Annotated in this window: 19 protein-coding genes and 1 pseudogene; 11 read left to right on the top strand and 9 right to left on the bottom strand. The window is 68.7% G+C overall.

Going from position 1 to position 23,236, the window contains the following annotated elements:
- The 3 genes from AC1DO7_RS29530 to AC1DO7_RS29520 all read left to right on the top strand — a co-directional run.
- Positions 1-580 (top strand): tripartite tricarboxylate transporter substrate-binding protein (locus AC1DO7_RS29530; RefSeq protein ID WP_477116884.1); only part of this gene is annotated, 580 nt, incomplete at its 5' end.
- Between the two features lie 75 nt (positions 581-655).
- On the top strand, positions 656-2,209 hold the full coding sequence (locus AC1DO7_RS29525) for a class I adenylate-forming enzyme family protein (RefSeq protein ID WP_441622207.1): 1,554 nt from the start codon (positions 656-658) through the stop codon (positions 2,207-2,209).
- 93 nt (positions 2,210-2,302) lie between these two features.
- The gene (locus AC1DO7_RS29520; RefSeq protein WP_477116883.1) at positions 2,303-3,265 is read left to right on the top strand and encodes a Bug family tripartite tricarboxylate transporter substrate binding protein; all 963 of its coding nucleotides are present in this window, start codon (positions 2,303-2,305) and stop codon (positions 3,263-3,265) included.
- Between the two features lie 202 nt (positions 3,266-3,467).
- Here AC1DO7_RS29520 and AC1DO7_RS29515 read toward each other — a convergent pair whose 3' ends face one another.
- The 8 genes and pseudogenes from AC1DO7_RS29515 to AC1DO7_RS29480 all read right to left on the bottom strand — a co-directional run bounded on the left by AC1DO7_RS29515 (position 3,468) and on the right by AC1DO7_RS29480 (position 12,118).
- Positions 3,468-3,920 carry a MaoC family dehydratase gene (locus AC1DO7_RS29515; RefSeq protein ID WP_441622269.1) on the bottom strand — a complete coding sequence of 151 codons (453 nt, stop codon included), beginning with the start codon at positions 3,918-3,920 and terminating at the stop codon, positions 3,468-3,470.
- A gap of 111 nt (positions 3,921-4,031) precedes the next feature.
- Positions 4,032-5,075 (bottom strand): tripartite tricarboxylate transporter substrate binding protein, encoded by a 1,044-nt coding sequence (locus AC1DO7_RS29510; protein WP_441650061.1) that lies wholly within the window; start codon positions 5,073-5,075, stop codon positions 4,032-4,034.
- The gene (locus AC1DO7_RS29505) at positions 5,072-5,842 is read right to left on the bottom strand and encodes a tripartite tricarboxylate transporter substrate binding protein (RefSeq protein ID WP_477116882.1); all 771 of its coding nucleotides are present in this window, start codon (positions 5,840-5,842) and stop codon (positions 5,072-5,074) included. The genes AC1DO7_RS29510 and AC1DO7_RS29505 overlap by 4 nt, the downstream gene beginning before the upstream one ends.
- A 109-nt stretch (positions 5,843-5,951) precedes the next feature.
- A pseudogene (locus tag AC1DO7_RS29500) lies at positions 5,952-6,749 on the bottom strand (HTD2 family dehydratase); the annotation flags it as partial.
- Entirely contained in the window at positions 6,746-7,621 is an 876-nt protein-coding gene (locus AC1DO7_RS29495; RefSeq protein ID WP_441650064.1) for an HpcH/HpaI aldolase/citrate lyase family protein, read from the bottom strand. The gene AC1DO7_RS29495 and the pseudogene AC1DO7_RS29500, both read right to left, overlap by 4 nt.
- A gap of 15 nt (positions 7,622-7,636) precedes the next feature.
- Positions 7,637-9,022, bottom strand: a complete 1,386-nt coding sequence (locus AC1DO7_RS29490) for an MmgE/PrpD family protein (protein WP_441650065.1) — start codon at positions 9,020-9,022, stop codon at positions 7,637-7,639.
- Between the two features lie 715 nt (positions 9,023-9,737).
- Positions 9,738-10,937 carry a CaiB/BaiF CoA transferase family protein gene (locus tag AC1DO7_RS29485; RefSeq protein ID WP_477116881.1) on the bottom strand — a complete coding sequence of 400 codons (1,200 nt, stop codon included), beginning with the start codon at positions 10,935-10,937 and terminating at the stop codon, positions 9,738-9,740.
- An 11-nt stretch (positions 10,938-10,948) separates the two neighbouring features.
- Entirely contained in the window at positions 10,949-12,118 is a 1,170-nt protein-coding gene (locus AC1DO7_RS29480; protein ID WP_477116880.1) for an acyl-CoA dehydrogenase family protein, read from the bottom strand.
- A gap of 512 nt (positions 12,119-12,630) precedes the next feature.
- Between AC1DO7_RS29480 and AC1DO7_RS29475 the strand changes: the two genes are divergently transcribed.
- The 3 genes from AC1DO7_RS29475 to AC1DO7_RS29465 all read left to right on the top strand — a co-directional run bounded on the left by AC1DO7_RS29475 (position 12,631) and on the right by AC1DO7_RS29465 (position 16,513).
- Positions 12,631-13,602 (top strand): tripartite tricarboxylate transporter substrate-binding protein, encoded by a 972-nt coding sequence (locus tag AC1DO7_RS29475; protein WP_441650076.1) that lies wholly within the window; start codon positions 12,631-12,633, stop codon positions 13,600-13,602.
- 137 nt (positions 13,603-13,739) lie between these two features.
- Positions 13,740-15,176, top strand: a complete 1,437-nt coding sequence (locus AC1DO7_RS29470; protein WP_441650077.1) for a TldD/PmbA family protein — start codon at positions 13,740-13,742, stop codon at positions 15,174-15,176.
- Positions 15,176-16,513 carry a metallopeptidase TldD-related protein gene (locus AC1DO7_RS29465; protein WP_441650067.1) on the top strand — a complete coding sequence of 446 codons (1,338 nt, stop codon included), beginning with the start codon at positions 15,176-15,178 and terminating at the stop codon, positions 16,511-16,513. The genes AC1DO7_RS29470 and AC1DO7_RS29465 overlap by 1 nt, the downstream gene beginning before the upstream one ends.
- Before the next feature lie 80 nt (positions 16,514-16,593).
- Here the strand turns inward: AC1DO7_RS29465 and AC1DO7_RS29460 are convergent, their stop codons facing one another.
- A complete protein-coding gene (locus AC1DO7_RS29460; RefSeq protein ID WP_441622227.1) occupies positions 16,594-17,496 on the bottom strand; it encodes a LysR family transcriptional regulator in 903 nt (300 codons plus the stop codon).
- Positions 17,497-17,696: 200 nt separating this feature from the next.
- Here AC1DO7_RS29460 and AC1DO7_RS29455 point away from each other — a divergent pair, with 200 nt between their 5' ends.
- The 5 genes from AC1DO7_RS29455 to AC1DO7_RS29435 all read left to right on the top strand — a co-directional run bounded on the left by AC1DO7_RS29455 (position 17,697) and on the right by AC1DO7_RS29435 (position 22,906).
- Positions 17,697-18,656: a Bug family tripartite tricarboxylate transporter substrate binding protein gene (locus AC1DO7_RS29455; protein ID WP_441622275.1), complete on the top strand. Its 960-nt coding sequence runs from the start codon at positions 17,697-17,699 to the stop codon at positions 18,654-18,656.
- A gap of 122 nt (positions 18,657-18,778) precedes the next feature.
- A complete protein-coding gene (locus AC1DO7_RS29450) occupies positions 18,779-19,780 on the top strand; it encodes a tripartite tricarboxylate transporter substrate binding protein (protein ID WP_441650068.1) in 1,002 nt (333 codons plus the stop codon).
- 60 nt (positions 19,781-19,840) lie between these two features.
- Complete coding sequence (locus AC1DO7_RS29445) at positions 19,841-20,755, top strand: SDR family NAD(P)-dependent oxidoreductase (RefSeq protein ID WP_441622231.1); 915 nt, start codon at positions 19,841-19,843, stop codon at positions 20,753-20,755.
- 4 nt (positions 20,756-20,759) lie between these two features.
- The gene (locus tag AC1DO7_RS29440) at positions 20,760-21,635 is read left to right on the top strand and encodes a MaoC/PaaZ C-terminal domain-containing protein (protein WP_441650069.1); all 876 of its coding nucleotides are present in this window, start codon (positions 20,760-20,762) and stop codon (positions 21,633-21,635) included.
- Between the two features lie 35 nt (positions 21,636-21,670).
- Positions 21,671-22,906, top strand: a complete 1,236-nt coding sequence (locus AC1DO7_RS29435) for a CaiB/BaiF CoA transferase family protein (protein ID WP_477116885.1) — start codon at positions 21,671-21,673, stop codon at positions 22,904-22,906.
- Positions 22,907-23,236: the final 330 nt, after the last annotated feature.

Genomic DNA, 23,236 nt, shown 5'->3' with positions numbered 1-23,236 from the left:
GTCGGTGCCCGCGCGCAACGTGGCCGAACTGATCGCGCTGGCCAAGCGCGAGCCCGGCAAGCTGAGCTACGGCTCGTTCGGCAACGGCTCGTCCTCGCACCTGGCGGRCGAGCTGTTTACCCACATGGCGGGCGTGCGCATCGACCACGTGCCGTACAAGGGCAGCGCCCCGGCCATGACCGACCTGATCGGCGGGCGCCTGACCATGATGTTCGACAGCATTTCCACCGCGCTGCCCTATGTGCGCGACGGCCGCGTGCGCGCGCTCGGCGTGACCACCGCGAAACCTTCGGACCAGTTGCCGGGCGTGCCAACGCTGGCCGCCGCGGGCGTGCCCGGCTACGAGCTGACCGCCTGGTTCGGCGTGGCCGCGCCGGCCAATACGCCGCCGGCCGTGGTCGACCGCCTCAACGCCGAGATCGTGGCCGCGCTGGCGCAGCCCGAGCTGGCCGCGCGCCTCGCGGCGCAGGGCACGGTGCCGTTTCCGTCCACGCCGGCGCAGTTCGGCTCATATATGCGCAGTCAGTACCAGAAGTGGGATGGCCTGATCAAGTCGGCCGGCATCCACCTCGACCAATAAGCTTGTCCGCAGCCGGTGTCCTTCGGGCACCGGCTTCCCTTTCGTCAGCTTCATCCGCATTACATCGCCCGCATCATGTCTTCCTTCCGCCCCGAGTTCATCCACGACATCCCGAAACACTGGGCCGAGCGCTCGCCTGATTCGCCCTGCCTGTACGAGAGCGACGGGATCCTGAGCTATGGCGCGCTGTGGCAGCGCATCGCCACCGCGCGCGACTGGCTGGCCGCGCAGGGCGTGGGCCAGGGCGACCGCGTGATGGTGGTGGGCGAGAACTGCACCGAGATGGTGGTGATGCTGTTTGCCTGCAGCGCGCTGCACGCGTGGCCGATCCAGGTCAACGCGCGGCTTTCCCCGCGCGAGATCGACGGCATCCGTGACCATGCCGAGCCGCTGCTGACCTTCTTCACCAACCACGTGTCCGACGTAGCAGCCGCGCACGCCGCACGGCTCGGCGCGCAGCCCTCGGACTGCGCCGCGCTCGATCCGCGCTTCGCCGTGCTGCGCGCCGCGCGGGCGCCGCAGCGCGTGGATGCCGCACAGGCGCGCGACATCGCCACGCTGATCTACACTTCCGGCACCACCGGCGCCCCCAAGGGCGTGATGGTGCCGCATGCCGGCCTCACCATCTTCGCGCGCATCTCGGCGACCTCGCGCGACCTGGGCCCGGACGATATCGCCTATGGCGCGCTGCCGCTGTCGCACATCTTCGGCATTGCCACGGTGCTGATGGCCACGCTCTACGCCGGCGCCAGCCTGGTGATGCGCCCGCGCTTCGACGCGGCCGACGTGTTCACGGCGCTGGAGTCGCCCGGCCTCACCATGCTGCAGGGCGTGCCGACCATGTTCACGCGCATCATGGCGCTGGCGCGCGAGTCGTCGGCCAGGACCGGCAAGAACGGCGCCACCGCGTTCCCGCGCCTGCGCTACCTCTATACCGGCGGTGCGCCGCTGGACCCCACCCTCAAGAGCGACACCGAGGCGTGGTTCGGCCAGCCGCTGCACCACGGCTACGGCATCACCGAGTACGCCGGCTCCTTGTTCATCACGCGCAAGGATGCACCGCGCACCGACTGCTCGGCCGGCTATATCGTCGAGGGCGTGGAGATCGCCATCACCAGCGAGCAGGGCCAGCCGATGCCCCCCGGCGAGCGTGGCCAGATCCGCGTGCGCGGTCCCGGCGTGATGCGCGGCTACTTCCGCAACGAAGAACAGACCGCGGAGGCGCTGTTGCCGGGCGGCTGGCTCAATACCGGCGATCTTGGCTTCCTCGCTCCGGATGGCGCGCTGTTCATCGTCGGCCGTTCGAAGGACCTGATCATCCGCTCGGGCTTCAATGTGTATCCGATCGAGGTGGAGTCCGTCATCAATGCCTTCCCCGGCGTGCGCCAGTCCGCCGTGGTCGGGCGCCAGGCGGCCGACGGCAACGAAGACGTGGTGGCCTTCATCGAAACCCAGCCCGGTGCCCGCATCGACATGCCCGCGCTGGAAGCCTACCTGCGCGAAAGCCTGGCGCCGTACAAGCGCCCCGCGCAGATCCGCGTGATCGAAACCATCCCCACCACCGCCAGCGGCAAGTTGCTCAAGCAGCCGCTGCGCGCGCTGGTGGATGGCAGCGCCGCGGCTGCCTGACGCCCGGCAGCGCTTCGCCACGGGTCGAAGCGCACGTGTACCGGAGCGCGCATGGCGCGGCCCGGCGACAAACACAATAAGGAGGAGATGCAAATGAAACGATGGATGATGGCCGGCCTGCTGCTGGCCGCGGTGCAAGGCGCCGCATGGGCCGACGCCTACCCGGCGCGCCCGGTGAAGCTGATCGTGGGCTACGCGCCTGGCGGCCCGGTCGATACCGCTGCGCGCATCTATGCCGATTACCTGGGCCGCGCGCTCAAGCAGCCGGTGGTGGTGGACAACCGCGCCGGCGCCAGCGGCGCCATCGCCGCCGACCTGACGGCCCGGGCGGCGCCGGACGGCTATACGCTGTACTTCGTGGCCAGCCCCACCATGACCATGACGCCGCTGATCCAGAAGTCGGTGAACTTCAACCCGACCAAGGACTTCAGCTACATCGGCCTGATCACCGACTACACGAACGTCCTGCTGATCAACAAGGAATTCCCCGCCAAGGACGTGGGCGAGCTGGTGGACTATGCGCGCAAGCACCCGGACGGTGTCAGCTTCGGCTCGGCCGGCGTGGGCGCGTCCAATCACCTGTCGGCCGAGCTGCTGGCGCAGATGGGCGGCGTAAAGATGCTGCACGTGCCGTACAAGGGCAATTCGCCGGCCATGGCCGACGTGGTCGGTGGCAAGGTGACCTTCATGTTCGACATCACCGGCACCGCCATCGGTCACATCCAGGGCGGCAAGGTGCGCGCGCTGGCGGTGACGTCCAAGGGCCGCAACGCCGCGCTGCCCAATGTGCCAACCATGATCGAGTCCGRCATGAAGAACTACGATCTCACCGGCTGGTACGCGCTGGTGGGCCCGCAGAAGCTGCCCGCCGACGTGGTGGACAAGCTGGTCAAGGCGCAGAAGGCGATCGGTGACGATCGTGCGTTCCAGCAGCGCATGACGCAGGGCGGATACGACCTGAACATCACCGGTCCCAAGCCGCTGGCCGACCGCATCCAGAAGGAACTGGCCTTGTGGGGCGGCGTGGTCAAGACGGCGAAGATCCAGGTGGAATGACGATGCGCTGAGTGCGCAGGCTTCGCAGGTAGAAATCGCGGCTCGCACGGGCCGCGATTTTTTTTTGCCGACAAGGCCCGTATTGGAGAAGGGGAGAAAGGGGGACGGGACGAAGGGGCGAGGGTGGCGAACCTTGGCTCCCCGCTCCCGCAAGCGGGAGAAGGGAACAAGCATGTGGGCGGCTACCCGCCACCCGGCACGATCAACCCGCCGGCGCCCGCTTGCGCAACAGATAGCGCTGCGTGCCGTCCAGCACCAGCACGCCATGCTGGTTGTGCACGGTGGAGCGCAGCGTCAGCACGCCGGTGCTCCGGTTGGGAGCCAGCTCGGCGACCTCCAGCGTGCTGTACAAGGTATCCCCCACGAAGACGGGATGCAGGAAGCGGCTGCTCTGGTCGATGAAGCCCTTGAGCGACTCCTCCACCATATGCGGAAACAAGCCGGCGCCGGCCGCCGTCTGGATCAGCACCTGGTAGCCGTGCGCCAGCATGTGCGGCATGCCGTGCGCGCGGCAGTACTCGGCATCGTAGTGCACCGGGTGGTTGTCTCCGCTGGCGAGCTGGAAGGCTGCGAAGAGGGCCTCGGTCATGGTGCGCGAAGGCAGCACGAAGCGTTCGCCGGGGACGAAGTCCTCGAAGTAGCGCTGTTCGCACATGCGGTGGCTGCGCGGATCGAATGGCGTGTCGGTGGTGATGCTGGTGCTGCTGGTGCTGCCGGTGCCTTTGGCAGCGGCATCGGCGCGCGCGCCGGGATTCATGGACATGGTTCAGGGTTCCTGGATATGGGCGGCTTGTGCCACCTTGCGCCATTTGGCGAGTTCCGTTTCGAGGTGCCCGGCGAGCGCTTGCGGGCTGGGGTCGGCTTCAAGCAGCAGGCCCATCTCGTAGGCGCGCTGGCGCAGTTGCGGGTCGGCCAGCGCCGCGCGCAGCGCGCGGTTGAGTTGTTCCACCCGCGCCGGCGGCGTGCCGGCGGGGACGAAGGCGCCATTCCATGTGTAGGCCTCGTAGCCGGGCACGGCTTCGGCCACGGCCGGAACGCCCGGGGTCTGGGGCAGGCGTGCCTTCATGGTGGTGGCGATCAGCCGCACCGTGCCGGCCTTGGCCTGGGCGAGGCCGGTAGGGGCGCTGTCGATCATGTAGCCGATCTGGCCGCCGATCAGGTCGGTCATGGCCGGGCCCGTGCCCCGATAGGGCACGTGGGTGGTTTGCAGGCCGGCCATCTGGTCCAGCAGCACGGACGCAAGGTGGGGCGCGCTGCCATTGCCGGCCGAGCCGTAGTTCACCATGCCGGGATGCTGCTTCACGTAGGCGACGAATTCCGCCAGGTTGCGCGCCGGGAATGCCTGCGTGACCAGCAGCACCAGGGGCGCCCTCGCGGCCAGTCCCACCGGCGTGAAGTCCCGCGTGGTGCGGTACGGCAGGTGCGGCACGATGCTGTCGTTGACGGCGTGCGCCACCGTGGTCAGCAGCACCGTGTAGCCATCCGGCCTGGCCTTCGCCACATAGTCCGTGCCTACCACGGTGCCCGCGCCGGTACGATTTTCCACCACCATCGGCTTGCCGAGCTTCTGCCCCCAATGCTCGGCGAGCACGCGGGCGAAGGCGTCGGTGGGACCGCCCGCGGCATAGGGCACGACCAGGCGCAACGGCTGGGTCGGGAAGTCTTGCTGCCCCCAGGCGGTGCCGGCCGGCGCCAGGCCAAGCGCCGGCGCTGCCAGCGCGCAGAGCGCGGCGAGGCATTTGCGGCGCAGTGGCCGGGCTGTCGCAGTCGCTGCGCAACGAGGTTGTGTCGGGTGTCTGCGCATAGTCATTCTGCCTTGATRCCAAGTCGCTCGACCAGCGCCTTTTCCTGCGCGATCTGCTGCATGGCAAAGCGTGTGTAGCCGGCACTGTCCAGGTACATCAGGTCCTGGTCCTGCTGCTTGAGCGCGGCGAGGTGCAGCGGGTCTTCGGCCGCGCGGCGCAGCGCGTCCTGCAGGATGCGCACCACCTGAGGGTCCATTCCCTTCGGGCCGGCCACGCCATAGGGCGAGTTGGAGACCATGTCGTAGCCGAGCTCGCGCAGCGTGGGCGCGTCCGGCCAGCGTGGCGAGCGTTGCGCGGTCCACAGGTTGAGCCAGCGCAGCTTGCCGGCATCGACCAGGGTGCCGGCGGCACTGCCTGCCGCGCAGAGCTGTACATGGTTCCCCATGAGTGAGTTGAGGCAGTCGGCATCGCCCTTGAACGGCACGTGGTTGACCGTGAGGTTCTCCCTGGTCGTCAGCTCGATCATGGTGATGTGCGGCGAGCTGAACTGGCCGGGCGAGCCGTAGCTGACGTTGCCCGGGCGGGCCCGCGCGGCAGCAAGGAAATCAGGCCAGCTCTTCCATGGCGAGTCGGCACGCACCACCACGCCGAAGGTGTAGCCGGTGATGCGGGACAGGTAGGTGAAATCGCGCGCCGGATCGAAGGCGGTCTTCTGGATGAAGGGCTGGCGGAACACCGTCACCGGCATCATCGACAAGGTGTAGCCATCCGGCCTGGCCTGGCGCAGCGCGAGCGCGCCCATGGTGCCGGCCCCGCCGGGCTTGTTTTCCACCACCACGCTCTGGCCCAGCGATTTCTGCAGCGCCGCGGCGAACCGGCGCACCACCACGTCGGTGGTGCCGCCCGGCGCGTAGGGCACGATCAGGGTGACCGGGCGGGTGGGGTAGCCGGGACTCTGCTGCGCCTGCGCGGCGGTGACCCCGCACAGCCGTCACGGTGTCGTGGTCGAACAGCGGCGCCAGCCCGCGGAAGCCGAAGCGGCGCACCCTGTCCGCCGGCATTTCGCGCGCCACCAGGTCGAGCGCGAGCACGGCCTGCAGCGGGCCGTGCACCACCAGGCCGGGATAGCCTTCCACGTCGCGCACGTAGTCGTGGTCGTAGTGGATGCGATGGCCGTTGAAGGTGAGCGCCGAGAAGCGGAACAGCATGACCGGATCTGCGTGCAGCTGGCGCTGCCACTTTGCCTGGTGCGCGAGGCGCGGTCGCGGCGGCAGCGGCTCGCCGGGCTCGGGCATGGCGCGATAGACCAGGTCGTGGCGCTCGTTCAGCGCGACTTCGCCGTCGACGCTCAGCACGTGCTCCACGGTGACGAACCACAGCTCGCCGCTGCGGCCCGTCTTGTATTCCACGTTGCGCACGGTGGAGGTGCGCGTGACGGTATCGCCCACGCGTAGCGGGCGCTTGAACTCGAGTTCGCCGCCGGCCCACATGCGGCGCGGCAGCGGCATCGGCGGCATGAAGCCGCCGAGCGCGGGATGGCCATCCTGGCCCAGCTCGCGCTGCGGCGCGCGCGGCAGGAAATACAGCCAGTGCCACAGGGGCGGCAGCGGGCCGCGCACGAGCGCGTCGCCGTCCAGGTCGAGGGTGGCGGCGAGCCCGGTCACGGGTTCGGGAGCAAGGGTCTCGGTGCGGCTTTCACTGCGGCCGATCCAGGTACGCAGGTGTTCGAGCTGGGTCATGACGGGTTGGCTTGCTGGGCTTCGGGGTGGCCGGCGAGCGCGAGGATGCGCCGGGCTTGTTCGATAACGGGGCGGTCGACCATCTTGCCGTCGACCTGCACGGCATGGCTGCCGCCGGCGGTGGCGGCCAGCACGCGCTGCGCCCAGTCGAGCTGTTGCGCGGTGGGCAGGAAGCCCGTGCGCACGGCGGCGAGCTGGGCCGGGTGGATGCACAGCTTGGCGGCAAAGCCCAGCGCGCGCGCGTGGGCCACGTCGTCGGCCAGCACGGCTTCGTCCTTGAGCGCGGTGGTGACGCCGTCCACGGGCGGCGGCAGGCCGGCCACGCGCGAGGCCAGCACGATGCGCGAGCGCGCCATCAGCAGCGCCTCGCGGGTGTGGGCGCAGCCCAGGTCCACGGCGAAATCGAGCGAGCCGAAGGCCAGGCGCGACACGCCCGGCGCGCTGGCCACCGCATCGATGTCATGCAGGCCGCGCGCGCTTTCGATGATCGCCACCACGCGGCCCTGCGGATTGACCTGGGCCAGCGCCTGGGCGATCTCGCCGAGCGCGACCGCGTCCTCGGCCTTGGGCACCAGCAGGCCGGCCAGCGGCGCGTCGGGCGGCAGCGCGCGCAGCCAGTCCATGTCGGCCGCGAAGGCCGGCGAACTGGTGTCGTTGATGCGCACATAAGCCTGCGACTGCGCGCCGCGCGCGAGCAGCCAGGCGGCGATGGCGGTGCGCGCGGCGGGCTTGGCGTCCGGGTGCACGGCATCCTCGAGATCGAGGATCAGCGCATCGGGCGCGGCCGCCGCGGCCTTGTCGAAGCGTTCGGGCCGGTCGCCCGGCACGAACAGGTAGGTGATGGCGGTGGAAGCGTTGGATGCAGTGGACATGATGGCTCTCGAACGTTAGCGCGCGCCGGGCAGCCAGTCGTTGACGTTGGCCTGTTTCTCCAGCGCCCATACGCGGGCGATGATGGCGCGCATCTCGGCTTCGCTGCCGCCGTGGCGGAAGGCGCCCAGCTGCACCGCCTTGGCTTCCAGTTCCGGACGCGACAGCGTGTTGCCGGGGTCTCCCTTGGGCACGTCCACGCGCGCGCCCAGCGTGCGGCCGTCGGTGGTCCTGACGGTGACGCGGCCGATCCACTGGCGCGGATAGGCGGCGTTGATCTCGTCGTCGAGTTCCATCTCCACCTTGTCGCGGAAGGCCGCCACCTGCGCATCCTGCAGCGCATGGTCCTCGAACTCGCCGAGGCCGGCGTGCGCGTGCACCGCGACCAGCCCAAGCACCGTGCCCATCGAGAACTTGGCCTGGTGGATGGTCCTGGGATCGGTGACCGGGCCGAGCACGTCGATCGCGCCCTGGTGCACATGCGCGGTCACGGCGGCGATCTGGTCCGCGCGGACCTGGTCGCGCAGCATCAGCGCCTTGAGCGCGTCGGCCGCCGGGTGCGTGTGGCGGCACGAGGCGAAGAACTTGAACGAGGTCTCGGCGGTGGCCCAGCGCGTGCCCAGGCCATCGGTGAGCGCCGCCGGGTTGGCATCGCTCGACATGCCCGCCGCCATGCCCTGCGCGCCTTCCAGGATGCGCTTCGCGCCGGTGAAGCCAGCGCGCGCGATCCAGGCCGACATCAGCCCGTCCGCCGCGGCCTTGGCCGTGTGCAACTGCTTGGAATCCGCCGCGTCGCGCAGGAATTCCCACAGGCCGGCGGCTTGCGTGCCGGCCGAACCCAGTGCCTGGTTGATGCCTTCGGCGTCCATGCCGTAGAGCTTGGCCACCGCCGCGGCCGCCGCCAGCGTGCCCACCGTGCCGGTGGTATGGAACACGCGGTAGTGCGAGCGGCCCATGAATTCGCCAATGCGGATGCCGGCCTCGTAGCCGGCGATGGACGCCAGCAGCACGTCCGCGCCGCTCTTGCCCTCCGCCTGCGCGGCGGCGATCACCGCCGGGAACACCACCGCGGCCGGGTGCAGCACGGAGCCGTTATGCACGTCGTCCTGCTCCACCACGTGCGAAGACGCGCCGTTGATCAGCGCGGCAAAGTACGGCGAGGTGCGGCGGCGGTCCACGAAGACCTCGGACGGGCCCTGCTGCGGGCCCATCGCCGCGACGAACTCCTGCAGCTTGCGCACCGCGGGCGCATCCTTGCCGGCGATCGCAGAGGCGATCCAGTCGAGGAAGAGGTCCTTGGTCTTTTCCACGACCTCCGCCGGCACGTCGGCCAGGGTGAAGCGGGCCAGGAAGTCGCAGAGCTGGCGGGTCGGATAATTGTTCGTGTCGGATTGCTGGGTCATCTTCTTGCTCTGGTTCGTTTGTCCTGCAGTTCCTCGCTTGGGGCTCGCAGCTTCTGGTGGAGGCTGGTGCTTCAAAGTCAAGGGCTTCAAATTCAAAGTCAACTTCAAAGTCAAAGGCTTTCGCTCCCCCGGAGCGACCTGCCTTCTTTTTTCCGAAAAGAAAGTAGGCAAAGAAAGCGGACTGCCTGGCCGGCAGGGGCAGAGCCGAACAGGGTTGCGGAGGCTGTCGGTTTCGTCGTGGGGTTCGTGGTTGTGCTGGAATTCTGCCGTTTCCGGCTCGGGCGGCCACGACATAGGACCCTCGTGTTTTCGTGGTGGGCGGCTGGTGTCTGCGGTACTCTCACACGGGAGCCACCGCACCCACCACGAAACCAGTGCCGCCTCTATGACGTGTCCATTCGCGCCGGTCGCGGCAGCAGCTTGAATCACCCGGGCCACCGCCATCATGCAGCGGCGCCGCGAATCGGACACCTCCAGTGGTGTCGCCATGGTCCGCGCCGGTAGCGTCAGCAGCCTGATCGAAGCCAACGCCCCCACCACGAAACCACCATCAAAGCTGAAGTCTGAGCGCCCAGCCTTCTGCAAGAATCGCTTTCTTTTGGTTACTTTTCTTTTCGAGAAAAGAAAAGTGACACTTACATGTGTGCGAACGGGCTACCAAGCCCAAGCCGCCAGGCCCACAGTCGCAAGCAGACTTCCACGCGCATACCCAAATTCAAACCACCTTCCGCTCCCTCAATTCAGCAATCCTCCCCTCCGAATACCCCAGCTCAGAAAGAATATCTCCACTATGCGCGCCAAGCGCCGGCACATCCCCCATCACCGGCTCCACGCCAGACAGGTTGGCCGGCGGCAACAACGCCCCGATCATCCCGCCCGGGCTGCTCACTTCCCGCCAGCGTCCGCGCGCGGCGAGCTGCGGATGATTCCAGACGGCCTCGATATCGTTCATCGGCGCGTTGGCGATCTGCGCCTGGTCGAGCAGCGCTTCCACCTGCGTCACCGTCATCGGCGCGAAGCGGGTCTCGATCAGCGCGGTCAGCTCGGCCCGGTTCTTCACGCGCCCCGAGTTGGAGGAGAAGCGCGCGTCCTTGAGCAGTTCGGGCTGGCCCAGCACCTTTTCGCAGAAGGCCTGCCATTCGCGTTCGTTCTGCAGGCCGAAGATCACGCTGCCGCCGTCGCCGGTGCGATGCACGCCGTAGGGCGCGATGGCCGGATGCGAGGCACCGAAGCGGGCCGGCGCCTTGCCGCCGTAGTGGCCGAAGTACAGCGCGTAGTTCATCCACTCGGTCAGCGCTTCGAGCATGGTGACCTCCACGCGCAGGCCGGTGCCGGTGCACCCGCGCTGCAGCAGCGCGGAGAGGATGCCGGTGTAGGCGTACATGCCGGCCGCGATGTCGGCGATGGAGATGCCGGCGCGCGAGGGTTCGTCGGCGCTGCCGGTGATGCCGATCAGGCCGGCCGCGGCCTGGATCAGCAGGTCGTAGGCTTTCTTGTCGCGGTAGGGGCCGGCATCGCCGTAGCCGGAGATGTCGCACACGATCAGCTTGTCGTAGCGGGCATGCAGCGTATCGAAATCCAGCCCCATGCGCGCGGCGGCGCCGGGGGCGAGATTCTGCACCAGCACGTCGGCGTCGGCCAGCAAGCGGTGCAGCACGGTCTGCGCTTCCTCGTCCTTGAGATCGAGCGTGAGGCTTTCCTTGCCGCGGTTGAGCCAGACGAAGTGCGAGGCCTGGCCGTTGACGGTCTCGTCGTAGCCGCGCGCGAAATCGCCCACGCCGGGGCGCTCCACCTTGATCACGCGTGCGCCGAGATCGGCCAGCTGGCGCGTGGCGAAGGGCGCGGCCACGGCGTGCTCGAGCGAGACCACGCGGATGCCGTCGAGCGGGCGGATGCCCGGGTGCGATGCGAACATGTGCGCGGCCCTCAGAACGAACGCGGCAGCTCGAGCACGTGCTCGGCCACATAGGACAGGATCAGGTTGGTCGAGATCGGCGCGACCTGGTACAGGCGGGTTTCGCGGAACTTGCGCTCGATGTCGTACTCGGCGGCAAAGCCGAAGCCGCCGTGGGTCTGCAGGCAGACGTTGGCCGCTTCCCAGGAGGCATCGGCGGCCAGCAGCTTGGAGATATTGGCTTCCTTGCCGCAGGCCTTGCCGGCGTCGAACAGGGCAGCTGCCTTGTAGCGCATCAGGCTGGCGGCCTCCACGTTGACGTAGGCGCGCGCGATCGGGAACTGCACGCCCTGGTTCTGGCCGATCGGGCGGTCGAACACGATGCGGTCGCGCGCATAGTTGCTGGCGCGCTCGATGAACCAGTAGCCGTCGCCGATGCACTCGGCGGCGATCAGGATGCGCTCGGCGTTSAGGCCGTCGAGGATGTACTTGARSCCCTTGCCTTCCTCGCCGATCAGGTTCTCGGCCGGGATCTCCAGGTTGTCGAAGAACAGCTCGTTGGTCTCGTGGTTGACCATATTGCGGATGGGGCGCACGGTCAGCCCCTTGCCGATGGCTTCACGCAGGTCCACCACGAACACCGACAGGCCCTCGGACTTGCGCTTGACCTGGTCCAGCGGCGTGGTGCGCGCCAGCAGCAGCATCAGGTCGGAGTGCTGCACGCGCGAGATCCACACCTTCTGGCCGTTGATGACGTAGCGGTCGCCCTTCTTCTCGGCGGTGGTCTTGAGCTTGGTGGTGTCGGTGCCGGTGGTCGGCTCGGTCACGGCCATCGACTGCATGCGCAGCTCGCCCGAGGCGATGCCGGGCAGCCAGCGCTGCTTCTGCGCTTCCGAGCCGTGGCGCAAGAGGCAGCCCATCACGTACATCTGGCCGTGGCAGGCGCCGGAATTGCCGCCATTGCGGTTGATTTCCTCCATGATCACGGAGGCCGCGGTCAGCGGCAGGCCGGAGCCGCCGAATTCCTCGGGAATCAGGGCCGACAGCCAGCCGGCCTTGGTCAGCGCCTGCACGAATTCTTCCGGGAAGGCGTTCTGTTCTTCCACGCGCTGCCAGTAGGCGGAATCGAAACCCGTGCATAGCGCACGCACGGCTTCACGGATATCGGGATACGGCTGGTCGTGCGTCTGCTCTGCGAACATGAAAAAGGCCCCGTTATTGGATTTAGCTTGCGGCCATTATTCCCGAGCCCCTCCCGCGCCGAAATTCGGATTTGCGAAAGAGCGGCTTAGCGCCCCCGGAAGCGCGCCCGGCGGGGAGCGCGCAAAGCGGTGCGGCATCGGCGCGGGACCGGACCGGGGCGGCGACCGGGACTGGAGAGGCGCCGGCACCACCCCTCGCGGCGCGCTTGCTGCCACATCCAGAGACTCCGGCTCCCTTCCGGGCGGCCTTGCCCACCCTTAGGGAAATCCGTATTGCCGTTGCGCCGCTTTGCCGCCACGCTTGCTGCACAAACAAGAAAGGCCGGCGCGGCCGTCCCCGGACCGGCGCGGCGAAGGACGACCAGTCCGCGAACGCGCCGGAAGGACCGGCCGGATACCTCAACACGATGGAGGCAGAGACAATGGCAAGCTACAAGGCGCAGGGGTCGCGACAAAGGCAGCAGACCGGCGGCAGGCAAGCAAGGACAGCCGGGCAGGCGCCCTGGCGCTGGATGGCGCTCGCCGCGCTGGGCACGGCGGCGGCACTGGCGCTGCCGTCCGGAGCGCGCGCCGCCGACGCCTATCCCGCCAGGCCGGTCACGATGGTGGTACCGTTCGCCGCGGGCGGCCCGACCGACGTGGTGGCGCGCACGCTGGCGGCGGCGATGTCGAAGAACCTGGGCCAGAGCGTGGTGGTGGAAAACCGGCTCGGCGCCGGTGGCACCGTCTCCGCCGCCTACGTGGCCAAGGCCGCGCCGGACGGCTACACCATCCTGATCCATCACAACGGCATGGCCACCGCGCCGGCGCTATACAGCAAGCTGTCCTACAAGCCGCTGACGGATTTCAGTTTCGTCGGGCAGGTGGCCGACGTACCGATGACCCTGCTGGGCCGCCACGACCTGCCGCCCAAGACCATGCCTGATCTGGTGGCCTACATCCGCCAGAACCAGGGCAAGCTCAACCTGGCCAATGCCGGCCTGGGCGCGGTCTCGCAGTTGTGCGGGATGCTGTTCCAGAAGGCCATCGGCGTGGACCTGACCGCCATTCCCTGCCAGGGCACGGCACCCGCGATGACGGCCTTGCTGGGCGGCCAGGTCGACATCCTGTGCGACCAGACTACCCAGACCCTGCCGCATATCAAGGCCGACAAGGTCAAGCTCTACGGCGTGACCACCACCCAGCGCATCAAGTCGCTGCCGGGCGCGCCCACGCTCGCCGAAGGCGGACTCAAGGGCTTCGAGGTCAAGGTCTGGCACGGCGTCTACGCGCCACGCGGCACGCCGCCGGCCGTGATCGACCGGCTCAACGTGGCGCTGCGCGCCGGTCTCAGGGACCCCGCGGTGGCCGCCCGCCTGGCTGATCTGGGCGCGGAGATCGTGCCCGAGGACAAGCAGACGCCGGAAGGCCTGCGCACCTGGCTGCAGGCCGAGATCGAGAAATGGTCGCCGATCATCAAGGCGGCGGGCGTGCAGGCGGACTGAACCTGGCGGCGGCGGGCGTGGCGGCGCGGTAAGATCCGCTGCGGGGCGGCGAGGCTGGTGGCAAGGCAGGGTGCGTATTGCGCGCGCATTGCCGGCACCGCTTGCCGCCTGTTCCCGCAATCGTTCTCCAGGAGCCCATCGTGTTCGAACGCGTCAGGCAGGATTTCGCCGGCCTTGCCACCCGCGCCGAGTTTCACTCGCTGCGCCTGATCCGGGAGAGCGGCGAGGTTTGCACGCTGCGGCGCGGCGTGGCCGAGCCGCCTTCGCTGACGCGCGACGTGGGCGCGATGCTGACGGTGCGCCTGGGCGGCGTGGAGGCGTATGCCGCCACCAGCGATATCAGCGCTGCCGGCCTGCAGCGGGCGCTCGACAGCGCGGGCGAGCTGGCGCAGCGCATCGCCGCGCACGGGCTGGTGGACATGCGCGGCCTGCCGGCGCCGCAAGGCAGCGCGCGCTACGCGTCGCCGGGCGCGGACGGCGCCTTTCCCGGCCTGGCCGAACGCTTCGCGCTGCTGGCCGAGGTGAGTGCCGGCGTGCCCGCGGACGCGCGCATCGTCAACCACGTGGCCTACCTCTCGCACCAGTTCCAGGAGCAGCTCTATCTGAACAGCGCCGGTGCCGAGCAATGGCAGGCACAGCGCTTCGTCTATCCCGGCATCAGCGTAACCGCCTTCGACGGCAGCGACAGCCAGACGCGCACCTTCGGCGGCTTCGGCAGCGGCCAGCAGGGCGGCTTCGAGGTGGTCGGGCGGCTCGGCTTTGCCGGTGCCGCGCCACGCGTGGCGGACGAGGCCCTGCAGTTGCTGCTGGCGCCCAATGCCCCCACCGGTCTCACCGACCTGCTGCTGATGCCTGACCAGATGATGCTGCAGATCCACGAATCGGTCGGCCACCCGCTGGAGCTGGACCGCATTCTCGGTGACGAGCGCAACTACGCCGGCACCAGCTTTATCAGGCTGGAGGACTTCGGCCATTACCAGTACGGCTCGCCGCTGCTCAACATCAGCTTCGATCCGGGCATTCCGGAGGAGCTGGGCAGCTACGGGCACGACGACGACGGCCAGCCGGCAAGCAAGGCTTTCCTGATTCGCGACGGCATCCTGCAGCGCCCGCTGGGCGGCGCGCTCTCGCAGTTCCGCAGCGGCCTGCCGGGCGTGGCCAACAGCCGCGCCAGCGGCTGGAACCGCCCGCCCATCGACCGCATGGCCAATCTCAACCTCGAACCCGGCGACCGTACGCTGGCCCAGCTGGTGGGCGGCATCGAGCGCGGCGTGCTGATGGCCACCAACCGCTCCTGGTCCATCGACGACGCGCGCAACAAGTTCCAGTTCGGTTGCGAGTGGGGCCGCCTGATCGAGGACGGCGAGCTCAGGGGCGTGGTCAAGAATCCCAACTACCGCGGCGTCTCGGCCAATTTCTGGCGCAGCCTCGCCGCGGTCGGCGATGCCGGCACCTTCGAGGTCCACGGCACGCCATATTGCGGCAAGGGCGAGCCCAACCAGATCGTGCGAGTGGGGCATGCCTCGCCGGCCTGCGTGTTCCGGCAGGTCGAAGTCTTCGGGGGAGCCGCGTGATGAGAGAGGTGCAATCCCCGCAATCCATGTTCGCGGCGCTGGCCGACGACATGCGCGCCGCGCTGGCGCCGGGCGAGGCGTTCACGCTGTGGTACAGCGCGGAGTCCTCGGAATTCATCCGCTTCAACCGGGCAAAGGTGCGCCAGGCCGGGCGCGTGACGCAGGCCACCGCGTGCCTGCGGCTGATCCGCGACGAGCGCCACGCCAAGAGCTGGATCGCGCTATCCGGCGATCCGGCGGCCGACCGCGCGCGCCTGGCCGAGGGCCTGCGCCAGTTGCGCGAAGCGCTCGCCCAGTTGCARCCCGATCCCTACCTGACGCTGGAGCGCGAGCCCTGGCAGCGCAGCTTCGCCGACGAGGCCGCGCCGCCGGACACGGGCCATGTGCTGGCCCGGATCGACGAGGCGGCGCGCGGGCTGGACCTGGTCGGCATCTACGCCGCCGGTCCCCTCTACCGCGGCTTCGCCAGCAGCTTCGGCGCCTTCGGCTGGCACGCCGCGCAGGCCTTTCACTTCGACTGGAGCCTGTTCCACGCCAACGGCCAGGCGGTCAAGGCCGACTATGCCGGCAACCGCTGGGACGACGATGAATTCGCCGGCCGCTTCGCCGCGGCGCGCGCCCAGCTGGAGCACCTCGGCAAGCCGGCACGCACGCTTGCCCCTGGCGACTACCGCGCTTACCTGGCGCCCGCGGCGCTGGACGAAGTGCTGGGCATGCTGAGCTGGGGCGGTTTTTCCGCGCGCTCGCTGGCGCAGAAAGAAAGCCCGTTGCAGCGCCTCTACGACGGGGCGGCGCAGCTGAGCGGGATGGTCGACATGGACGAGCGCGCCAGCGGCGCGCTGGCCCCGGCCTTCGGCCCCGAGGGCATTCCGCGCAGCGACGCCGCGCTGGTGCGCGCCGGCCTGCCGGTGGCGCGGCTGGTCTACCCGCGCAGTGCGCGCGAGTACGGCCTGGAGGTCAATTGCGCGGATGCCGGCGAGGCGCCGCATGCGCTCGCGCTCGGGGCCGGCACGCTGGCGCAGGCCGATGCGCTGGCCGCGCTCGGCACCGGGCTCTATATCGGCAATCTCTGGTATCTCAACTGGTCAGACGCGCCGGCCGGGCGCATGACCGGCATGACCCGCTTCGCCACCTTTTGGGTGGAAGACGGCCGCATCCAGGCGCCGCTGGGCACGATGCGCTTCGACGACAGCATCTACGGATTCCTGGGGGACCATCTCGAAGCGCTCACCCGCGAGCGCCAGTTGCGCGTGTCGAGCGGCACGTATGGCGAGCGGCAGACCGATTCGAGTCTGTTGCCGGGGGCGCTGACGGGAAGGCTGAGGCTGACGCTCTGATGACGGGGGCTTGAGGCCTGCTGCGCGGGCGGCCGCGCGCCTCGTGAACGCGGCGCCGGAACGACCGGGGGCGCGATCCCTTACACCGGCTCCTGCGCCGCGTCCTTCAGATACTGCACCAGGGTCTCGGCGAACTGCGGCAGCTCGCGCCCGGGGCGGCGCACCAGCCGCAGGTCGCGCTTGGCCCATTCATCCTCCAGCGGGATAAAGCGCAGCACCTTGCGGCTGGCATAGCGCCGCGCGCAGCTGTTGGGCACGATGGCGATGCCCGCGCCGGCTTCCACCATGCGGCACACCGCGTCGAAACTGCCGAGCTGGATGCGCAGGCTGATGCGCTTGCCCATGCCACTGGCGATGCGGTCCAGGAAGGACTGGATGGCGCTGAACTGGTTGAGCCCGACGAAGCGGCAGGTATCGAGCAGGTCGGCGAAACGCAGGCGGGTGAACTGCGGCAGCGGGTGATTGACCGGCGCGATCACGATCAGCTCGTCGCTGCACAACTGCATCACTTCCAGGTCGTTGGTGGCGACTTCGCCGGCCACGATGCCGAGATCGGCCGCGCCCGCGCCGATCGAGGAGACGATGGCTTGCGAGAGCTGTTCTTCGAGCTCGATATCCACGTCCGGGTTCTCCGCCAGGAAGCGCGACAGCGCCGTGGCCAGGAAGGAGTTGGTGGCGGTGGTGTTGGCCAGCAGTCGCACGCGGCCCTTGACCCCCTTGGCGTAGGGGCGCAGGTCCGCGTGCAGGCATTCGAGCTCGCGGAACACCTCGCGCGCGTGAGACAGCAGCGCGTCGCCGGCCGGGGTCAGGCGCACGCCCTTGACCTGGCGGATCAGCAACTGGGTCTGGAAGGCTTCTTCGAGCTGCTTGATGCGCGTGCTGGCGGCGGGCAGCGAGAGAAAGCTGCGCTCGGCGGCGCGGGTCAGATTCTCGGTTTCGCCGACGTTGAGGAAGAGGCGCAGGTCGGTCAGGTCGTAATGCATTGTGTTTTGCTGGGCCAAAGGCCTCTTTTGTGAATCGTGAATAGCCATGTCTCCGCCGTCAATTTATCGTATTCGGCGTGGCAATAGAACCAAAATGGCCGGATCGCCCGTATTGCGCGGGCGGTTACCGGATAGTCCCGCGCGCCGCCGCGGGGCCACCCAGGAGGAGACATATGGATACCTTGCGCTACAGCGCCCGCATGCTGGCGGCCACGGCCACCGTACTTGGCTTCGCGGCGGGCCCGGCGGCCAGCGCCTTTGCCGCCTACCCCGACAAGCCGGTGCGCCTGATCGTGCCCGCGGCGGCGGGCGGCACGACCGATATCGCTTCGCGCCTGGTGGGCAAGCGGCTGGGCGAAGTGCTCGGCCAGCCGGTGGTGGTGGATAACCGCGCCGGCGGCGCCGGCATCATCGGCGTGCAGGCGCTGCGCCAGTCCGCCCCCGACGGCTACACGCTGATGATGGGCAATATCGGGCCCAATGCCATCAACTACGGCCTGTACCGGCAACTTCCCTACCGTGCCGAGGATTTCGCGCCGGTGACCATGGTGGTGTCGGTGCCCAATGTGCTGGTGGTCAACGCCAAGGTGCCGGCGCGCTCGGTGGCCGAGCTGGTGGCGCTGGCCAAGGCGGAGCCGGGCAAGCTGTCCTTTGCCTCGTCGGGCACCGGGCAGTCGGTGCACCTGTCGGGCGAGCTGTTCAAGAAGCGCACTGGCATCGACATTATCCACGTGCCGTACAAGGGTGCCGCCCCCGCCGTGGCCGACCTGGTCGCCGGGCAGGTGACCATGATGGTGGACAACCTGCCCAGCTCGCTGCCGCAGATCCAGTCCGGCAAGCTGCGCGCGCTGGCCGTGACCAGCGCCACGCGCGTGGCCGAGCTGCCCGACGTGCCCACCATGAAGGAAGCCGGGCTCGACGATTTCCAGGTCACCGCATGGTTCGGCCTGGTGGCGCCGGCCGGCACGCCGCCGGCGGTGGTGTCGCGCCTGCAGAAGACGGTGGCCGCCATCCTGGCCGAGCCCGAGATCAAGACACGCCTGGCCGAACTCGGCGGCGTGCCGGGCGGCGACACGCCCGAGCACTTCGGCAATTTCATCAATGCGGAGCGCCAGCGCTGGGCAAAGGTGGTCAAGGACACCGGCATCCCCCTGCAGTGAGGCGCGCAATGCCGTGCGTTCGCACGGGCAGGCAGGCGCAGGACAGAAGCACGCGGAACCGCACGGAACCACACGGAACCACACAGAACCCGCCAGAACAAGGCAGATCCAGGAGACAAGGCATGGAAGCACTACCGGCACGCCCCCGCAGATCGTGGCTCCTTGCCGCGCTGGCCGCGCCGCTGACGGCAGGCCTGCTGTGCGCCAGCGCAGCGGCGCTGGCCGATACCTGGCCCAGCAAGCCGATCCAGTTGCTGATCCCTTACCCGCCGGGCGGCAGCGCCGACCTGCTGGCGCGCCCGGTGGCGGCCAAGCTGCAGGAGCGGCTGGGCCAGCCGGTGGTGCTCGACTACCGGCCCGGCGCGGGCGGCACCATCGCCACCCAGCAACTGGCGCGCGCCAAGCCCGACGGCAACACGCTGATCGTGGTGCTGGCCGCGCATGCCATCAATGCCAGCCTCTACCCCAAGCTGCCGTACGACACCCGCAAGGATTTCGCGCCGGTCTCGCTGGTGGCCAACCTGCCGCTGATCCTGGCCGGCAGCCCGTCGCTGAAGGCGAAGACGGTGCCCGAGCTGATCGCGCAGGCCAGGGCCGAGCCCGGCAAGCTGACCTTTGCCTCGGCCGGCAACGGCAATACCGGTCACCTGGCCGGCGAACTGTTCGACAGCCAGGCCGGCGTGAAGATGACCCATGTGCCGTACAAGGGCAGCGCCCAGGTCGTCAACGCCATGTTGGCCGGCGAGGTGATGCTGACCTTCGACAGCATTTCCACCTCGATGCCGCATATCCGCAGCGGCCGGCTGCACGCGCTGGCCGTGACCAGCGGCAAGCGCGCCACGCTGGCGCCGGAGGTACCCACGCTGAACGAAGCCGGCGTGCCCGGCTTCGACATCAACGGCTGGTACGCGGTACTGGCGCCGGCCGGCACGCCGCCGGCCATCGTCGATCGCCTCAGCAAGGAAATCGCCTCGGTGCTGACCCAGCCCGACCTGCGCGCCAATCTCGCCGCCAACGGCTACGAGCCGGTGGGCTCCACGCCCGCCGCGCTGGGTGCGCATATCGATGCGGAGATCACGCGCTGGAGCAAGGTAGTGAAGGAATCCGGCGCGCGGCTCGAGTGAGGGCGCGCGCCCGCGAATTTTCGAATGATCGTATGTAACGTGTAGACAGGAGTAGAAAGCATGAGTGGATTGATGGCAGGCAAGGTAGCGCTGGTGACCGGCGCGGGTGGCGGCATCGGGCGCGGCGTCGCGCTGGAACTGGCCAAGGCGGGCGCGAAGGTGGTGGTCAACGACATCGGCGTGTCGCTTACCGGCGAAGGCGGCGACGCCGGCCCCGCGCAGCGCGTGGTCGACGAGATCCGCGCGGCCGGCGGCACCGCCGTGGCCAATACCGACAGCGTGTCGAGCTGGCAGGGCGCCAACGCCATCGTGCAATGCGCACTGGACAACTTCGGCCGCATCGATGCCGTGGTCAACAACGCCGGCAACCTGCGCGACCGCATGTTCTTCAAGATGAACGAGGAAGAATGGCGCTCGGTGATCGACGTGCACCTCAACGGCACCTTCTTCGTCAGCCGCGCCGCCGCCAATCACTTCAAGGACCAGGAAAGCGGTGCCTATGTCCACATGACCTCCACCTCGGGGCTGATCGGCAACCTCGGCCAGGCCAACTACTCGGCGGCCAAGCTCGGCATCGCCGCGCTGTCCAAGTCGATCGCGCTGGACATGGCGCGCTTCAATGTGCGCTCGAACTGCATCGCGCCGTTCGCGTGGAGCCGCATGACCAGCTCGATCCCGTCCGAGACGCCGGAAGAAAAGGCGCGCGTGGCCAAGCTGCAGAAGATGGAGGCCAACAAGGTCGCGCCGATGGCGGCCTTCCTCGCCAGCGATGCCGCGCATGAAGTCAACGCGCAGATCTTCGCCGTGCGCGCCAACGAGATCATCCTGATGAGCCAGCCGCGTCCGGTGCGCTCGGTGCACATGAGCGAGGGCTGGACCCCGGAATCGATCGCCGAGATCGCCATCCCCGCCATGCGCGGCAGCTTCTTCAAGCTCGAACGCTCGCCCGACGTGATCAACTGGGACCCGATCTGAAGCCATGCCGCTCGACTACAACCGCATCAAGCATTGGGACTTCCCGGAGGTCGTGCAGACCTACGGCGAGAAGGACTCCATCCTGTACGCGCTGGGCCTCGGCCTGGGCGAACAGCCGACCGATCCGCGCCAGCTGCGCTACGTCTACGAGGCGCAGCTCAAGGCTTTCCCGACGCAGGCCGTGGTGCTGGCCTACCCCGGCTTCTGGATGCAGGACCCGAAGAGCGGCATCGACTGGGTGCGCATCGTGCACGGCGAGCAGCGCCTGCGCCTGCATCGTCCGCTGCCGCCTTCGGGCACGGTGCGGGCGCGTGCCCGCGTCAGCCACGTGATCGACAAGGGCGCCGACAAGGGCGCGCTGGTGATCGTGGAGCGCACGCTGGTCGATGACGCCAGCGGCGCGGAGCTGGCCACGGTCACGCACACCACCTTCTGCCGCGCCGACGGCGGCTTCGGCCAGGGCGATGCCGCGCCCGAGGCGCTGCCGGCCGCGCCGGCGCGCGCGCCCGACGCGGTGCACAGCCTGGCGATCCTGCCGCAGGCGGCCCTGCTGTACCGCCTCAACGCAGACCCCAACCCGCTGCATGCAGATCCCCAAGTGGCGCGCGCGGCCGGCTTCGACAAGCCGATCCTGCATGGACTGTGCACGTACGGCGTGGCCGCCCGCGCGCTGGTGGACACCTTCGCCGGCGGCGACGGCGACCGCCTGCTCGAACTCGGCGTGCGTTTCTCGCGCCCGGTCTTCCCCGGCGAGACGCTGGAGGTGCGCATGTGGCGCGACGGCGAGCGCGATGGCGCGCACCGCGTGCTGTTCGACGCGCGCATCCAGGCGCGCGACGTCACCGTGCTCAGCCATGGCGTAGCGGAGGTCCGCGCATGAGCACGACCCCGATGAAGGACGCGATGAACGACGCAATGAAAGGCGCAATGAAAAGCGCGCTCGACGGCGTGCGCGTGCTGGACCTGTCCCGCATCCTGGCCGGGCCGTGGTGCGCGCAGAACCTGGCCGACCTCGGTGCCGAGGTGATCAAGGTGGAGCGCCCCGGTGTGGGCGACGACACCCGCTCCTGGGGCCCGCCCTGGCTGCCCGATGGCGACGGCAAGCCCTCGCGCGACGCTACCTATTACGCCGGCGCGAACCGCGGCAAGCGCTCGGTCACGCTCGATATCGCCAGCCCAGAAGGGCAGGCCATCGTGCGCGAACTGGCCGCCAAGTCGCATATCGTGCTCGAGAACTACAAGGTCGGCGACCTCAAGCGCTACGGCCTGGACTACGAGAGCCTCAAGGCGATCAACCCGGCGCTGGTCTACTGCTCCATCACCGGCTATGGCCAGGAAGGCCCGAGCGCGCACAAGCCCGGCTACGACTTCATCTTCCAGGGCATCGGCGGCCTGATGAGCATCACCGGCGAGCGCGACGACCTGCCCGGCGGCGGTCCGCAGAAGGTCGGTGTGGCGGTGGTGGACATGTTCACCGGCATGTACGCCACCGTGGCGGTTCTGGCCGCACTGCGCCACGCCGAGCGTACCGGCGAAGGCCAGCGCATCGACATGGCGCTGCTCGACGCCGTGGTGGCGGTGGGCGCCACGCCCATCATCTCCCAGCGCGTCACCGGCAAGGTGCCGGGCCGCTTCGGCAATGCGCACGCCAACATGGTGCCGTACCACGTGTTCGCCACCGCCGRCGGCTACATGATCGTGGCAGCCGGCAATGACGGCCAGTGGCAGGGATACTGCCGCGGCGTGGCGCGCCCGGACCTGGCACAGGACGAACGCTTCGTCACGGGGCCGGGGCGCATCGTCAACCGCGCCGTGCTGGTGCCCCTGCTCGAAGCGCATATGCGCACGCGCGGCACCGCGCACTGGGTGGAAGCGCTGGAGCGCGAAGGCATTCCGTGCGGCCCCATCAACGACTACGCCCAGGTGCTGGAAGACCCGCAGGTCAGGTACCGCGAACTGCAGGTCGACATGGTGCGCAGCGATGGCGGCGTATGTCCCACGGTGAAAAGCCCGCTGCGGCTGTCGGCCACGCCGGTGCGCTACGACGCGGCTGCGCCGCGGCTGGGCGAGCATACGGATAGTGTGCTTGGCGATATTTTGGGGATGTCGGCGGAGCGGATCGAGGGGTTGCGGGGGAAGGGGGTGATATGAGGGGGAAATGGCTTTGAGGTTTTAACTTAAAAGTCAAAGGCCTTTTTAAAGTCAACTTCAACTTTAAAGTCAACTTCGACTTCAAATTCGACGTCAAAATCAAGGGGCAGAAACATTGGGGTTGCTGGTTGTCGGTGGTTTCGTCGTGGGGACCGTGGTTCTGCTGGCATCCTGCCGTTACCGGTGCGGGCGGCCACGATCTTGCTAGCGGTGTTGGTTTCGGGGTCAGACCTATGATGGCGAGCACACTGCCTGTCCGGCCATCTGCCGTTACCGGCTTAAGCGACCACGACATAGCACCCTCTTGGTTTCGTGGTGGGCGTGGTGGAC

It is taken from the genome of Cupriavidus sp. 05N40 (assembly GCF_056397305.1).
Note: the sequence above shows the minus strand (reverse complement) of the source record. Positions and strands in the feature narration are given on the sequence as shown.

Coding starts and splice junctions, on each gene's coding strand:
- AC1DO7_RS29525 (WP_441622207.1), top strand. CDS start 656: ATGTCTTCCTTCCGCCCCGAGTTCATCCACGACATCCCGAAACACTGG.
- AC1DO7_RS29485 (WP_477116881.1), bottom strand. CDS start 10,937: ATGTTCGCATCGCACCCGGGCATCCGCCCGCTCGACGGCATCCGCGTG.
- AC1DO7_RS29460 (WP_441622227.1), bottom strand. CDS start 17,496: ATGCATTACGACCTGACCGACCTGCGCCTCTTCCTCAACGTCGGCGAA.
- AC1DO7_RS29510 (WP_441650061.1), bottom strand. CDS start 5,075: ATGACTATGCGCAGACACCCGACACAACCTCGTTGCGCAGCGACTGCG.
- AC1DO7_RS29495 (WP_441650064.1), bottom strand. CDS start 7,621: ATGTCCACTGCATCCAACGCTTCCACCGCCATCACCTACCTGTTCGTG.
- AC1DO7_RS29515 (WP_441622269.1), bottom strand. CDS start 3,920: ATGTGCGAACAGCGCTACTTCGAGGACTTCGTCCCCGGCGAACGCTTC.
- AC1DO7_RS29445 (WP_441622231.1), top strand. CDS start 19,841: ATGAGTGGATTGATGGCAGGCAAGGTAGCGCTGGTGACCGGCGCGGGT.
- AC1DO7_RS29475 (WP_441650076.1), top strand. CDS start 12,631: ATGGCGCTCGCCGCGCTGGGCACGGCGGCGGCACTGGCGCTGCCGTCC.
- AC1DO7_RS29440 (WP_441650069.1), top strand. CDS start 20,760: ATGCCGCTCGACTACAACCGCATCAAGCATTGGGACTTCCCGGAGGTC.
- AC1DO7_RS29450 (WP_441650068.1), top strand. CDS start 18,779: ATGGAAGCACTACCGGCACGCCCCCGCAGATCGTGGCTCCTTGCCGCG.
- AC1DO7_RS29490 (WP_441650065.1), bottom strand. CDS start 9,022: ATGACCCAGCAATCCGACACGAACAATTATCCGACCCGCCAGCTCTGC.
- AC1DO7_RS29455 (WP_441622275.1), top strand. CDS start 17,697: ATGCTGGCGGCCACGGCCACCGTACTTGGCTTCGCGGCGGGCCCGGCG.